This is a genomic window from Burkholderia sp. 28_3 (assembly GCF_003253915.1).
Lineage (GTDB): Bacteria > Pseudomonadota > Gammaproteobacteria > Burkholderiales > Burkholderiaceae > Burkholderia > Burkholderia cenocepacia.
In genome coordinates this window covers 98226-111868 of the sequence record NZ_QKZF01000010.1, presented here as the reverse complement: position 1 = coordinate 111868, position 13643 = coordinate 98226, and the positions used below count along the sequence as shown (strand labels likewise).

Sequence of the window (13643 nt, the reverse complement as noted above, 5' to 3'; positions counted from 1 at the left end):
CACGGGCGTCGCCGCGGCGTCGCTCGCCCCACGCAAACCACAAAAAAACCGGAGACATGCGCGATGAAGAAGCGTGCCAACCTGATGTTCGCCTGTACCGTCGGCACCACGCTGGAGTGGTACGACTTTTTCGCGTTCGCCGCGTGTGCGGTGCTCGTGTTCGACAAGCAGTTCTTCGTCGTCGGCAATCCGCTCGCCGCCACGCTGCTCGCGCTCGCGACGTTCGCCGTCGGCTTCGTCGCGCGGCCGCTCGGCGGCATCGTGTTCGGGATGATCGGCGACCGCATCGGCCGCCGCAAGACGCTCGTCGTCAGTCTGCTGATGATGGGCATCAGCACGTTCTGCGTCGGCTTGCTGCCGACCTATGCGTCGATCGGCATCGCGGCGCCGCTGCTGCTCGTGCTGCTGCGCATCGTGCAGGGCATCGCGGTCGGCGGCGAAGCGACCGGCGCGATCCTGATGATCGCCGAGTCGATGCCCGGCGCGCAGCGCGGCTTCTGGACCAGCTTCACGATGTTCGCCGGGCCGCTCGCGAACGTGCTGACCGCGTTCGTGATCGGGATGGTGCAGCGATTCTACGGCGATGCCGCATTCGTCGACTGGGCGTGGCGGATTCCGTTCTTCATTTCCGCGCTGCTCGTGATCGTCGGCTTCTGGACGCGCCGGCGCGTCGAGGAATCGGCGGCGTTCGCCGAGCTGTCGGCCGCGCACCAGACGGTCGAGCGCGCGTCGCTGCGCGACACCTGCGCGAGCAACGGGCGGCAAATGGCGCGTGCGTTCTTCGTGAAAGCCGCGGAGAACACGTTCCTGTATCTGTTTTCGACGTTCGCGCTCGGACTCGCGACCGGCTATCTGCACTTCAGCAGACCGCAGGCACTGTCCGCGCTGATGTGGGCGTCGGCGATCGAGGTCGTCGTCATCCTGATTGCCGCGCACGTGTCGGACCGGATCGGACGGCGCCCGGTGCTGATCGCCGGCCTGCTCGGCGCGGCGATCGCCGGTTGTTCGCTGTTCACGCTGTCGCCAGGCAGCGACTACGTTCATCTGCAACTGGCGTTGATCGCGTGCCTGACGTGCCACGGGATCATTCTCGGACCGATGGCCGCGTACATGGCCGAACTGTTTCCGACGCGCGTGCGCTTCACCGCGCTGTCGACCAGCTATCAGCTTGCATCGGTGCTCGGCGGATCGATCGCGCCGATCGTCGGCACGCTGCTCGTCAGCTATACGGGTTCGGCGATCTTTGTCGCCGGCTACGCGATCCTGATGGCGCTGCCGGCGTTCGTCGCGGTGATCGCGTCGCGCGAATCGCGCGGCGAGGACTTCCAGTCACGTTCGATGTCCACCGGCCATGCGGTTGTGCTGACGAACGACCGGCCGCGCTCGACGCATGCGTAAGGAACGCCGCCCGCGTCATGCGGGCGTTCGTACTAACCCTGTTTAAAAACGCTTATCACGGTGAAAAATTCCGCGTAGGAAGCCGCGTCGTTCGGCGTGCGCGTGTGCACGCTCGAGCCGGGCGGGATGCGTACCGAATGGGTCGCGCAGGCGGCGCGCGGCGCTGATCGTCGACCCGTCGCGCCGCGACGACGTGCCGCTGCGCCTGCTGCTCGGCCGTTGCGGAAGCGGCGATCAGATGCCGTAGACGTTCTCGCAGAGCGCGACACTCGCGCCCAGCTTCCGCGATAGATCGGCGGCCGCATCCAGCTGCGGTCGATCCAGTTCACCCGACTCGTGCGCGACGCTGAGGCGCGACGCAGGACCGGACAGCGTCAGCGCCGCCATGAACTTGTCGCCGGCGCCGAAGACCGGCACCGCGAACGCTGCGGTGTGCACATCGCGTGCACCCGCGGTGAAGAGGGGCAGTGCGGGCGGCTTGTCATAGATCGGTTCGCCGAGCCCCCAGAAACGGATCACCTGGCTGATGGCCGTGTCGTCGAGCGGCAGCATCGTGCCCGCGAGCCGCGTTTCACGCAGGCCTTCGGACGGCTCGACCCGAAACAGGCAAAGCCGCTGCCCGTTGTCGTGCACGTAGTACGATGCGCTTTCCTTCGTCAGCGCGGCCAGCGCATGCAGCGCCGGTTCGACCACCGTGGACAGATGGAAGGACTGCTCGTACAGCTTGCCGAGGTACAGCACGCGGTGCCCAAGCGAATAGTTGCCGGACTGCGCGCGCACGACATAGCCCATTCGCTCCAGCGAGTTCATCAGCCGATAGACCGTCGTCTTGTGCATGCCGGAGGCTTGCGACAGTGTCGCGAGCGACTGCGATTCGGCGCCCGGCTTGAAGCAGTCCAGCAGCGAAAGCGCCTTTTCCACGGCAACCACGCCGTCATTTCCCATTCCTTCTCTCCCGTCGACACACAACGGATATTGTACAGAGTAAAACGCTGGTTTACCACGTAAAAGGGTAAACGCCAGTGCCCTGGTATGGGTTGTCTCGTTATAGTGATTTCACTGTGTACACCAGTGTTGTACACAGTACAACGCACAACCCGAGGTCGAGTCATGAGCAAGCCATCCGTCAGTACTTCTCCGATCAATCGCGACATCGAACGCATCTCGCCGGAACTCGTTCAGGCGGCCGCGCGTTACCAGGCCGCGATCCTCGCCGACGTCGCGGGCCGCCGCGGCACGGTGCATGGCCGCGTGCGGCCGCTGTCGCCGAAGATGAAGGTCGCCGGCCCCGCAGTCACGGTCGAAGTCCGTCCGGGCGACAACCTGGCGATCCATGCGGCGCTCGCCGTCGCGAAGCCGGGCGACGTCGTCGTGGTCGACGGCAAAGGCGACATCTCGTGCGCGCTGCTTGGCGAAATCATGGCGGCGCAGGCGAAGGCGAGCGGCATCGCCGGCATCGTCATCGACGGCGCGGTGCGCGACGCGCACGAACTGGCCAACGGCGACTACCCGATCTTCTCGGCCGGCCTCAATCCGTGCGGCCCGACCAAAAGCATCGCGGGGCGCGTGAATGCGCCGATCTCGCTGGGCGGCGCGACGGTCGATCCGGGCGACCTGGTGGTCGGCGACGCCGACGGCGTCGTCGTCATTGCGCGCGCCGACGTCGCGCGCATCGTCGATCTCGCGCAGAAAAAGCTCGACTTCGAAACCGCGCGTATCGCAGCGATCCACAAGGGCGATCTTCGTCCGGGCTGGATCGAGAAGGAACTGCGCGCGGCCGGCATGCTGGCCGAAGGCGAGGCGCTGTGATGCAGACCGCTTCGCATCAGCCCGTGGTCCTCGTGACCGCCGCCGACCTGGCGCCGCAAGCGCTCGAGATGCTTGCGCAGTTCGACGTCGTGTTCGCCGGCAAGCAACCGACCGAGGACGACATCGTAGCGCTCTGCATCGAGCACAAGCCGGTCGCGATCATCGTCCGGTACGGCAAGATCAACGCCCGCATCATGGACGCCGCCGAGCACCTGCAGGTGATTTCGAAGCACGGCAGCGGCATCGACGTGATCGATCAGGACGCGGCTGCCGCACGCGGTATCGCGGTGTGCGCCGCGGTCGGCGCGAATGCGGCCGCCGTCGCCGAGCACGCATGGGCGCTGCTGCTCGCGTGTGCGAAGTCGGTTCCGCAGCTCGATATCCGCATGCGCGAGGGCCATTGGGACAAGGCGACGCACAAGTCCGTCGAACTCGACGGGCGCACGCTCGGCCTCGTCGGACTCGGCGCGATCGGCCGGCGCGTGGCCGCGATCGGTGCGGCGTTCGGCATGAAGGTACTCGCGTTCGATCCGTTCGCGAAGGAAGCGCCGGCCGGTGTGAAGCGCGTGCCGCTCGACACGCTGTACGCGGAGTCGGACGTCGTGTCGCTGCATTGTCCGTTGACGGCCGACAACCGCCGGATGCTCAACCGCGACACTTTCGCGCGTTTCAAGCGCGGCGCGATTCTCGTCAATACCGCACGCGGTGGCTTGATCGACGAAGCCGCGCTTGCCGACGCGCTGGCGAGCGGCCAATTGCGCGCGGCCGGCCTCGACAGCTTCGATGTCGAGCCGATGACGGTGCCGCACCCGTTCCAGCAGATCCCCAACGTGATTCTGTCTCCGCATGTCGGCGGCGTGAGCGATGCCGCGTACGTGAACATGGGCAAGGGCGCGGCCGCCAACGTTCTCGCGGTGCTCGACGAACGCGCGCATAGCGCGGCCTGAACCCTGGACATCGAGGTACGCATGTTTTATCTGACGAGTCCCGACGTGCGCGAAGCCGACGTGTTCACGCGCATGCCGGAGAAGTTTCGCAAGCCGGACGTCCGCACGGAATGGGCGCGCGCGAATCGCGGCGGCATGGTCACGGACTCCTTTCTCGAAGGGCCGGTGTGGGACCCGGACGGCTATCTGTTCGTCACCGACATTCCGCACGGGCGCATTTTCCGCATTTCGCCGTCGGGCGACTGGGATCTCGTCGTCGAATACGACGGCGAGCCCAACGGGATGAAGCGCTTCGACGCATCGCACCTGATCATCACCGACTATCGGAACGGCCTGATGCTGCTCGATATCGAGCGCGGTGAAATTCGCCCGCATCTCGAGCGCCGCAACACCGAGCGCTTCAAGGGCGTGAACGACCTGACGTTCGACTCGGCCGGCAACCTCTATTTCACCGACCAGGGGCAGACCGGGCTGCACGATCCGACGGGCCGCGTGTATCGGCTCTCGCCCGACGGCAAGCTCGACATGCTGCTCGGCACCTGCCCGAGCCCGAACGGGCTCGTCCTGTCGCGCGACGAGAAGGTGCTGTTCGTCGCGATGACGCGCGGCAATGCCGTGTGGCGCATGCCGCTGCAGGCCGACGGGTCGGTCAGCAAGGTCAGTCAGTTCTTCACGTCGTACGGACCGAGCGGTCCCGACGGCCTCACCGTCGATCTCGAAGGCCGCCTGTTCGTCGCGAATCCGGGGCTTGGCCGCGTGTGGGTGCTCAACCATTGCGCGGAGCCCGTCGAGATCCTGACCGGACCGAAAGGGGCGTCGCTCACGAGCGTGTGCTTCGGCGGCCCGGACATGAAGACGCTCTTCATCACCGAATCGACGTCCGGTTCCGTCCTGAAAGCGGACATGCGCATTGCCGGCCCGCTGCCGAAACAGGCCGCGAAACGGGCAGTGAAGCAGGACTGAGACCCACGAGCCGGGAAGCTGCGCGTCGGCTTCCCGCCCGCATGCCGAAAGATCGCGCCGCCAGCCGCGCGACGAAGGAGACAAGCATGACCATTTCGCACGCGCTGCGTGCCGGCGATGACGCCCCACGCGCCGACGCGCCATCCTCGCCGCAGCTTGCCGGCGAAGACTACGCGGCCAGCGAGCGCACGCTCGCCAGGGCGTTCCGGCGCATTCTGCCGTTCATCTTCGTCTGCTACGTGATCAGCTATCTCGACAGGACCAACGTCGGTTTCGCGGCGCTCACGATGAACAAGGATCTCGGTCTGACGGCCGAGCAGTTCGGTGTCGGTGCAGGCCTGTTCTTCATCGGCTATTTCCTGTTCGAGATTCCGAGCAACCTGATCATGCAGAAGGTCGGGGCGCGCGTATGGATCGCGAGAATCATGATCACGTGGGGCCTGTTCTCGATGGCGACGGCGTTCGTCGTCGGACCGAAGAGCTTTGCGGCCGCGCGTTTTCTGCTCGGGCTCGCCGAGGCGGGATTCACGCCCGGCATCTACCTGTATTTCACGCACTGGTTTCCCGGCAAGTGGCGTGCGAAGGTGACGGCCGCCTTCCTCGTCGGCATTCCCGTCGCGAACATGATCGGCTCGCCGGTTTCGGGCGCGCTGCTCGAACTCGGCGGCCTGCATGGGCTGCGCAGCTGGCAATGGCTGCTGCTGATCGAAGGCGTCCCTGCGGTGATGCTCGGCATCGCGTGCCTGTTCGTGCTGGCCGACCGTCCCGAGAAAGCCGCGTGGCTCAATGACGAAGAGAAGGCGTCGCTCGCGAAGCGCCTCGCGTTCGAGCAGCGCGACATCGGCGCGAAGCACGGCAGCACACTGCGCGACGCGATGACGAACTGGCGCGTGTTCGTGCTCGCGTTCGTCAACTTCTGCGGGATCGTCGGCTCGCTCGGCGTCGGCTTGTGGATGCCGCAGATCATCAAGCAGTTCGGCGTCGAACACGCGGTGGTCGGCTGGCTGACGGCCATTCCGTATGCGATCGGCGCCGGCGTGATGCTCTGGTGGGCGCGTCTCGCCAATCGCGCGGCCAACCGGATTCCGTATGTCGCCGGTGCGCTGGCCGTCGCGGCCGTGGCGCTGTGCGCGAGCGCCTTCATTCATGCGCCGGTTTTCAAGCTGATCGCACTGTGCGTCACGGTGAGCGGAATCCTCGCGTTCCAGGCGACTTACTGGGCCATCCCGTCGGGATTCCTCACCGGTCGGGCCGCCGCGGGCGGACTCGCGCTGATCGTGTCGGTCGGCAATCTCGGCGGCTTCGTCGGGCCGTCAATGATCGGTGCGCTCAAGCAATTCTCCGGCGGCTTCACCGCGCCGCTCATCGCCGTGTCGGGTGTGCTGCTGCTCGGCGCGTTGACCATCGCATGGCTCGGCGATCCGGGCTCGGGCGCCGGCGAAGCGCCTGCCGTCCGCGAGGCGTGAATTTGCTTTCGCCAGAACACCCACCCACAAAAAACAGTTTGGAGACTTCATGTCGTCGAATCAGGCCAGCCAGCATTCCCGCCCGAAACCCTGCTTCGTGCTCGGCGCCGTCACCGTCGCGAGCGCGGCCTCGTGGTGCGCTGCCGCGCATGCGCAAAGCAGCGTCACGCTGTACGGCATTGCCGACGTCGGTATCGAGCACATCAACAATACGAATACCGGCGGCGCGCAGACGCGCGAAGCGTCGGGCAATCTGTCCGGTTCGCGCTGGGGACTGAAGGGCGTCGAGGATCTCGGCGGCGGCATGAAGGCCATTTTCCAGCTGGAAAACGGCTTCAACATCAATGACGGCACGACCGCGCAGTCGACGAAAGGCCTCGGTTCGAACGCCGCCACGACGTCGCGGATTTTCGGCCGGCAGGCGTGGGTCGGGCTGGCGTACCGGGGCCAGCAACTGACGTTCGGCCGCCAGAACGCGCTCTTTTACGAACAGGCCGTGGCCTTCGACCCGATGGGCGCGTCGTCGCGATACTCGGTGCTATCGGTCGACTACGCGGCGGCCGCGCGCATCGACAACTCGGTGAAGTACACCGGCGTGTTCGGTCCGCTGACGGCGCAGGCCATGTATAGCACCCGCTACGACACCGGGTACGGCGCCGAGGTGCCGGGCGCGCAACTCACCGGCCGCTTCTTCAGCGGGGCGCTGACTTTCTCGCAAGGGCCGCTCGCCGCGAGCGTGTCGTACGAGCAGCGCAACAGCAACACCGTCGCGACGAACACGGGCACCGAGCGGCGCGCCACGGCGGCCGCGTCGTATGCGATCGGGCCGGTGAAGGGATTCGCCGGTTATCGCTACCTTCGTGCGTCGAATGCGTTCCTGCCGGCGAACCCGATCCGTGTCGCGAACGGCGCCGATGCCAGCGCGGCGAACCTGTACTGGGCCGGCGCGCAATACGCGGTGTCGCCGGCGTTCGTGGTCACGGCGACGGCCTATTACCAGGACGTGCATTCGACGAGTGCCGACCCGTGGCTCGCCGTGCTGTGTGCGGATTATCTGCTGTCGAAGCGCACCGATATCTATGCGACGGCGGGTTTCGCGCGCAACAAGGGCGGCTCCGCGCTCGGCGTGAACGGCTATGGCACGGTCGCGCCCGATCACAACCAGACGGGCGTGGTGATCGGCATGCGCCAGAAGTTCTGAGGCGAGTGCGATGCAGACCGTTCACGCGCCCCATCTGCCGGTCAGGCCCGAGTGGCTCGCATTGCGCGACGAGCCGGTGCTCGAACCCGAACTCGCCATCGTCGACGCCCACCATCACCTGTGGGACCGCCAGACCGGGCGCTATCTCGCGGACGAGTTCGGCGCGGACGTGCGCGGCGGGCATCGGGTCGTGTCGACGGTCTACGTGCAGTGCCGCTCGATGTTGCGCGCAAGCGGGCCGGAGGCGTTCAAGCCGGTGGGCGAAGTGGCATTCGCGAGCGGCATCGCCGCGATGTTCGATAGCGGCGCATACGGCCCCACGCGCTGTTGCGAGGCCATCGTCGGCGGTGCCGATCTGTCGCTCGGCGCGGAACTCGATGCGGTGCTCGACACGATGCTGCAGGTGTCCGGCGGGCGATTGCGCGGCATCCGCAATCCGCTCGCGTGGCATGCGAGCCCCGACGTGCGGTCGAGCCCGGTGACGCCGCCGCGCGACCGGATGTCGGAGCCGGCTTTCAGGCAGGGCGTGACGACGCTCGGCCGCTACGGGCTGTCGCTCGACGCGTGGGTCTATCACACGCAGCTCGACGACCTGTACGAACTCGCGCGCGCGTCCGAGGACGTCGTCGTCGTCATCGACCATTTTGGCGGCCCCGTCGGCGTGGGGCCGCATGCCGGCCGGCGTGCCGAAGTGCATGCGCAGTGGAAACGGCAACTCGCGCGTCTCGCCGCGTTGCCGAACACGCGCATGAAGCTCGGCGGCGCGGGCATGACCGTGTTCGGTTTCGACTTCGCCGCGCGCGCGCTGCCGCCGTCGTCGCAGGACCTGGCGGCCGCGTGGCAGCCGTATTTCGATACCTGCGTCGAGCTTTTCGGCGTCGATCGCTGCATGTTCGAAAGCAACTTCCCCGTCGACAAGGGGATGTTCGGCTATCGCGTGCTGTGGAACGCCTTCAAACGACTCACGTCCGCGATGTCGGTCGACGAAAAGGCCGCGCTGTTCAGCCGGACGGCCGCCTCGACGTATCGCGTCGCGATTCCCGGAGACAGCCCATGAAGACGACTGCAACCGTGGCGACGCAGGACATCGATGCCGCCGCCGCGGAAAAAGGGCTCACGCGCGTGACCGGTATCGAGTGGCGTTCGCTGTCGCTCGCGGGGCTCGGCTGGACGTTCGAGAGCTACGACTCATTCCTGCTGTCGCTGCTGCTGCCGACGCTCGCGCTGCAGTTCGGGCTGAACAAGGCGCAACTCGGCATGTTCACGAGCGTCACGGCGGCCGGACAGATCATCGGCGGCATTCTGTTCGGCTTCGTGTCGGACCGGATCGGGCGCGTGCGCACCGCGCTGCTCTGCGTCGGCATCTACTCGCTGTTTTCCGGCCTGATCGCATTTGCGCCCGATGCGCACGCGTTCGCCACGTTGCGCTTTTTCGGCGCGCTCGGCATGGGCGGGACCTGGACCGCGGGCGCGGCGCTCATCGCGGAGACCTGGCATCCGGGCCGGCGCGGCAAGGGCGGTGCGCTGATGCAGATGGGCTTGCCGATCGGCGCGATTCTCGCGATCGCGATCTCGGGCATCGTCGGCGCCACGCATGGCGGATTGGGCGGCGACGGCTGGCGTCTGCTGTTCCTGATCGGTGCGTCGCCGTTCTTCATCCTGTTCTGGGTCGCGCGCAAGACGCCGGAATCACCGATCTGGCTCGAACGCAGGCACGCGCAGTCGCAGGCTCGCAAGCCCGGCCCGACCAGTCGCGAGAAGCCGAACGTGCGCGGCCTGCTCACCGCCTTCTGCTTCATCTTCTTCCTGCAGTACCTCTACTGGGGCGTATTCACGTGGACGCCGACGTTCCTGATCACGGTGAAGCACCTCGACTTCGTGCATAGCCTGAAGTTCGTGCTGGCGTTGCAGTTCGGCGCGATCGCCGGGTTCCTGCTGTTCTCGGCATGGGTCGACCGGCTCGGCCGGCGGCCGATGTTCCTGGGCTATCTGCTGGTCGGCGCGCTGGCCGTCGGCGTGTATATCGTGTCGGCGAATCCGTTGCTGCTGATGACCGCGATCTTTCTGACCGGCTTCAGCGTGAACGGCATCTTCGCGGGTGCCGGCCCGTTCCTCGCGGAGATCATCGGCAACACGGCATCGCGCGGCTTCTTCATGGGTCTCGCATACAACGGCGGCCGGCTCGGCGGCTTCATCGCGCCGTTGATCATCGGTGCGCTGGCGTCGACGTCGGGCGGCTTCGTGCTCGGACTCGCGACGACGATCGTCGCGTTCGTCGCCGCGGCCGCGGTCGTGCTGTTCGCGCCTGAAACGCGCGGAAAGGCGCTGTCATGAACGTGGCGACGCAAGCGGGATGGGTGAACAGGCTGTTTCCCGCGCTGACGGAGGCATCGCTGCGGCGCTACCTGAGCGGGCAGGTCGCGTCGGTGCTCGGCAGCTGGACGCAGAACGTCACGCTGAATCTGCTGATCTATCACCTGTCCGGCTCGGCGGCGATCCTCGCGCTGCTCAACTTCCTGCTGTACGGGCCGCAGTTGATCGTCGCACCGGTGGCGGGCTCCCGCATCGGCTCGGCCAACGCGCGCCGCGTGACGCTCTGCGTGCTGACGACGTCGCTGCTGCTGACGGGCAGCCTCTTCACGTTGTCGCTGCTTGGCCTGCTCGGCGTGAAGCTGATCCTTGCGCATGCGCTGGCGATCGGCGTGTCGAGCGCGGTGGAAACGCCGGCGCGGCAGGTGCTGCTGCTGACGAGCTTGCAGGATCCGACGCACACGTCCAACGCGGTCGCGATGAACACGATGGTCTACAACGTCGGGCGTATGGTCGGCCCGACCATCGCCGGCTTCGTCTATCCGACGCTCGGCCCGCGGACGTCGTTCGCGATCTATGCGCTCGCGCTGTGCTTCATGGCGGCGTGCGTGCGGTCGATCCGGACCGCGACGGTGGACGGCCCGTCGCGCACGGAAAGCGGCCTGCGCGATGCGGTCGGCTACGTGCTGTCCGATGCGTTCTCGGCCCGCTATCTGCCGATTCTCGCGTGCATCGGCCTGTTCGCCGGCAGCTACCAGACGCTCGTGCCGCTGCTCGCGGACCAGGGCTTTCACGACGCGGCACGCTTTACCGGCGTGTTCTTCGCGTGCGCCGGCGCCGGCTCGTTGAGCGCGGCGGTGCTGCTGTCGTCGGCGTTCGGGCCGCGTGCGTCGCGCCGGCTCATCGCGTATGCGCCGTGGACGGCAGTCGGCGCGCTGGCCGTACTGGCCGCGACGACCGATGCGGCGGGATCGATTCCCGCGTTCTACGCGCTCGGCTTCAGCCTCACGTTCGCGGCCACGTCGACGAACGCGACGATTCAGCGGCAGTGCCCAGAACACGTGCGCGGCGGGCTCGTCGGGATGTACGGCATGGCCTACAACGGCACGATGCCGTTCGGTTACCTGCTCGTCGGCAGCGCATCGGAGGCGCTCGGCGTGCGACACACCTTCGCCGCCATGGCCGCCGTGCTGGCGTGCGGCGTGGTGGCGGTCATCGCGTGGCAACGGTTCACAGCAACGCGCTCAGGCGCACAATAAACGGAGACAACATGCAAGCCGGTTTCATGGAAGCGTCCGCGATCGAGCGCCGGACCATACGAAAGGTCGTCTGGCGACTCATTCCCTTCTTGATGATCTGCTACCTGCTTGCCTTCATCGACCGGGGCAACGTGGGGATGGCGTCGCTGCAGATGAACCATGACCTCGGGATGTCGGCGCAGGTCTTCGGTTTCGGCAGCAGCCTGTTCTTCATCTCGTACTTCTTTTTCGAAGTGCCGAGCAATCTCGCGCTGCAGAAATACGGCGCGCGAATCTGGATCGCGCGGATCATGATCACGTGGGGCATCGTGTCGGCGGCGACCGCGCTCGTGCACAACGCGACGACGTTCTACGTGCTGCGTTTCCTGCTGGGCGCGGCCGAGGCCGGCTTCTTCCCGGGCGTGCTGCTGTATTTGTCGTACTGGATTCCCGCGCAGTACCGGGCGCGGATCGTCGCGACGTTCATGGTCGCGATTCCGGCCGCGAGCTTCATCGGCTCGCCGATCTCCGCGCTGCTGTTGCAGATGGACGGTGTCTGGGGCCTGCGTGGCTGGCACTGGCTGTTCATCCTCGAAGGCATTCCCACGGTGCTGCTCGGCATCGCGTGCCTGTTCATGCTGACGAACAAGCCGGAGAACGCGAGGTGGCTCGACGACGACGAGCGCGCGTGGCTCTCGAACGCGCTGGCCGCCGGCCACAAGACGCGCAAGAAGGTGCCGTCGTTGCCGCTTTCGCAACTGTTCCGCAACCGCTATGTGCTGTGCCTCGCGCTCGTCGACACGTGTGCTTCCGCGGCAGGCAGCACGCTGTCCGTGTGGCAGCCGCAGTTGCTGAAGTCGTTCGGCTTGACCGTCATGGAAACCGGCCTGCTGAACTCGGTGCCGTACGCGGTGGCCTCGATCCTGATGGTTTACTGGGGCCGGCGCTCGGACCGCCTCGGCGAACGCCGCTGGCACACGGTCGTGCCGATGCTGCTGATCGGCGTGGGCCTGTTCGCGACGTCGCTGAGCGGATCGCTGCTGCCCACGATCTGCATGCTCTGCGCGGTGCTGGTCGGCGCGTATTCGTTCAAGGGCCCGTTCTGGGCGCTCGCGACCGACATGCTGTCCAACAGCACCGTGGCGGCCGGGCTCGCGACGGTCAATGCCATCGCGAACCTGCTCGGCGGCGGGCTGATGGTGAACGTATACGGGTGGGTGAAGGCGGCGACGGGCAGCTACGCGCTCGCATTGATGCCGCTCGCGATCCTCACGCTCGTGAGCGTCGCGACGCTGCTGCTGCTCACGCGCAATCATGCGGCCGGCAAGCTGGTCGGCAAGACGGGGACCATCTGATCATGGCGCGCATCGCGAGACGTGAATTCCTCCGGATCGCCGGCGCCGCGCTGGCTTCGGCTGCATTGCCGAGGCTGGCCGCGGCCGACGAAACGTGGTCGAGCGGCACCGGACGGCCGGCGTTCCGGTTGCCCGACGGGGCGATCGACTGTCACATGCACGTCTACGACGACCGGTTTCCGGTCGCGCCGGGCACGACGCTGCGCCCGCCGAATGCGACCGTCGCGCAATACCGAAGCGTGCTGGCGCGTATCGGCGTGAAGCGCAACGTGGTCGTGACGCCGTCGACGTACGGGACGGACAATCGCTGCACGCTGGCGGCGATCGCGCAGTTCGGCGCCGACGCGCGTGGCGTGGCGGTGGTCGACGGCACCGTGAGCGACGACGAACTTCGGATGCTCGATCGCGGCGGCATCCGTGCGATCCGCTTCAACCTCAGCTATCCGGGTGCGACGACACTCGACATGCTGGCGCCGCTCGCCGCGCGCATCGCGAACCTCGGATGGCACATCGAGCTGGTGGTGCAGGGTGCGCGGCTGCCTGAGCTGGAGCCGCATCTTGCGGCGTTGCCTTGCCCGCTCGTCATCGACCATATCGCGCATGTGCCGCAGCCCGGCGGACTGTCGTCGGCCGCGTTTCGTACCGCGCAACGCCTCGTGGAAAAGGGCCATACGTGGATCACGTTGTCGGGGCCGTACGTCGACAGCAAGACGGGCGCGCCCGCCTACGACGACGTCGCGCCGGTCGCGAAGGCGCTGATCGACATGGCGCCGGAACGCATGCTGTGGGGCACCGACTGGCCGCACCCGACGCAGAAGACGGACAAGCCGGACGACGCAAGCTTGCTGGACGTGATCGCCGGCTGGATCGGGCGGCCGGACTGGCAGCAGCGGATATTCGTCACGAACCCGGCGAAGTTGTACGGATTTGCATAGCGCGGGGAGGAGGTCGGGAAG

Annotated in this window: 12 protein-coding genes and 1 pseudogene; 12 read left to right on the top strand and 1 reads right to left on the bottom strand. The window is 66.8% G+C overall.

Features of this window, described 5'->3' with window-relative positions; genetic code table 11:
• Positions 1-63 precede the first annotated feature (63 nt).
• Positions 64-1398: an MFS transporter gene (locus DFS13_RS21515; RefSeq protein WP_006482599.1), complete on the top strand. Its 1335-nt coding sequence runs from the start codon at positions 64-66 to the stop codon at positions 1396-1398.
• A 78-nt stretch (positions 1399-1476) separates the two neighbouring features.
• Positions 1477-1615 (top strand): annotated as a pseudogene (locus tag DFS13_RS40870) (short-chain dehydrogenase/reductase); the annotation flags it as partial.
• 17 nt (positions 1616-1632) lie between these two features.
• Here DFS13_RS40870 and DFS13_RS21505 read toward each other — a convergent pair.
• A complete protein-coding gene (locus tag DFS13_RS21505) occupies positions 1633-2343 on the bottom strand; it encodes an IclR family transcriptional regulator (RefSeq protein WP_006482615.1) in 711 nt (236 codons plus the stop codon).
• Positions 2344-2508: 165 nt separating this feature from the next.
• Here DFS13_RS21505 and DFS13_RS21500 point away from each other — a divergent pair, with 165 nt between their 5' ends.
• From DFS13_RS21500 to DFS13_RS21455, 10 genes are all read left to right on the top strand, one after another.
• On the top strand, positions 2509-3207 hold the full coding sequence (locus DFS13_RS21500) for an RraA family protein (protein WP_111442100.1): 699 nt from the start codon (positions 2509-2511) through the stop codon (positions 3205-3207).
• Entirely contained in the window at positions 3207-4154 is a 948-nt protein-coding gene (locus DFS13_RS21495; protein ID WP_048987772.1) for an NAD(P)-dependent oxidoreductase, read from the top strand. The genes DFS13_RS21500 and DFS13_RS21495 overlap by 1 nt, the downstream gene beginning before the upstream one ends.
• A gap of 21 nt (positions 4155-4175) precedes the next feature.
• The gene (locus DFS13_RS21490; RefSeq protein WP_069352632.1) at positions 4176-5117 is read left to right on the top strand and encodes an SMP-30/gluconolactonase/LRE family protein; all 942 of its coding nucleotides are present in this window, start codon (positions 4176-4178) and stop codon (positions 5115-5117) included.
• An 86-nt stretch (positions 5118-5203) separates the two neighbouring features.
• Positions 5204-6583 carry an MFS transporter gene (locus DFS13_RS21485; RefSeq protein WP_111442099.1) on the top strand — a complete coding sequence of 460 codons (1380 nt, stop codon included), beginning with the start codon at positions 5204-5206 and terminating at the stop codon, positions 6581-6583.
• 49 nt (positions 6584-6632) lie between these two features.
• Entirely contained in the window at positions 6633-7784 is a 1152-nt protein-coding gene (locus tag DFS13_RS21480) for a porin (protein ID WP_006494204.1), read from the top strand.
• A 10-nt stretch (positions 7785-7794) separates the two neighbouring features.
• Positions 7795-8841, top strand: coding sequence for an amidohydrolase (locus tag DFS13_RS21475; RefSeq protein WP_111442098.1), 1047 nt, complete (start codon positions 7795-7797; stop codon positions 8839-8841).
• Entirely contained in the window at positions 8838-10118 is a 1281-nt protein-coding gene (locus DFS13_RS21470) for an MFS transporter (RefSeq protein WP_111442097.1), read from the top strand. The genes DFS13_RS21475 and DFS13_RS21470 overlap by 4 nt, the downstream gene beginning before the upstream one ends.
• Positions 10115-11353 (top strand): MFS transporter, encoded by a 1239-nt coding sequence (locus DFS13_RS21465; RefSeq protein WP_111442096.1) that lies wholly within the window; start codon positions 10115-10117, stop codon positions 11351-11353. The genes DFS13_RS21470 and DFS13_RS21465 overlap by 4 nt, the downstream gene beginning before the upstream one ends.
• An 11-nt stretch (positions 11354-11364) precedes the next feature.
• Positions 11365-12687 carry an MFS transporter gene (locus DFS13_RS21460; protein ID WP_006494208.1) on the top strand — a complete coding sequence of 441 codons (1323 nt, stop codon included), beginning with the start codon at positions 11365-11367 and terminating at the stop codon, positions 12685-12687.
• 2 nt (positions 12688-12689) lie between these two features.
• On the top strand, positions 12690-13622 hold the full coding sequence (locus DFS13_RS21455; RefSeq protein WP_111442095.1) for an amidohydrolase: 933 nt from the start codon (positions 12690-12692) through the stop codon (positions 13620-13622).
• The last annotated feature ends 21 nt before the right edge of the window (positions 13623-13643 follow it).

What these genes read in the sequence shown, in the direction of transcription:
- DFS13_RS21515 (WP_006482599.1), top strand. Translation starts at nt 64, where the DNA reads ATGAAGAAGCGTGCCAACCTGATGTTCGCCTGTACCGTCGGCACCACG.
- DFS13_RS21505 (WP_006482615.1), bottom strand. Translation starts at nt 2,343, where the DNA reads ATGGGAAATGACGGCGTGGTTGCCGTGGAAAAGGCGCTTTCGCTGCTG.
- DFS13_RS21500 (WP_111442100.1), top strand. Translation starts at nt 2,509, where the DNA reads ATGAGCAAGCCATCCGTCAGTACTTCTCCGATCAATCGCGACATCGAA.
- DFS13_RS21495 (WP_048987772.1), top strand. Translation starts at nt 3,207, where the DNA reads ATGCAGACCGCTTCGCATCAGCCCGTGGTCCTCGTGACCGCCGCCGAC.
- DFS13_RS21490 (WP_069352632.1), top strand. Translation starts at nt 4,176, where the DNA reads ATGTTTTATCTGACGAGTCCCGACGTGCGCGAAGCCGACGTGTTCACG.
- DFS13_RS21485 (WP_111442099.1), top strand. Translation starts at nt 5,204, where the DNA reads ATGACCATTTCGCACGCGCTGCGTGCCGGCGATGACGCCCCACGCGCC.
- DFS13_RS21480 (WP_006494204.1), top strand. Translation starts at nt 6,633, where the DNA reads ATGTCGTCGAATCAGGCCAGCCAGCATTCCCGCCCGAAACCCTGCTTC.
- DFS13_RS21475 (WP_111442098.1), top strand. Translation starts at nt 7,795, where the DNA reads ATGCAGACCGTTCACGCGCCCCATCTGCCGGTCAGGCCCGAGTGGCTC.
- DFS13_RS21470 (WP_111442097.1), top strand. Translation starts at nt 8,838, where the DNA reads ATGAAGACGACTGCAACCGTGGCGACGCAGGACATCGATGCCGCCGCC.
- DFS13_RS21465 (WP_111442096.1), top strand. Translation starts at nt 10,115, where the DNA reads ATGAACGTGGCGACGCAAGCGGGATGGGTGAACAGGCTGTTTCCCGCG.
- DFS13_RS21460 (WP_006494208.1), top strand. Translation starts at nt 11,365, where the DNA reads ATGCAAGCCGGTTTCATGGAAGCGTCCGCGATCGAGCGCCGGACCATA.
- DFS13_RS21455 (WP_111442095.1), top strand. Translation starts at nt 12,690, where the DNA reads ATGGCGCGCATCGCGAGACGTGAATTCCTCCGGATCGCCGGCGCCGCG.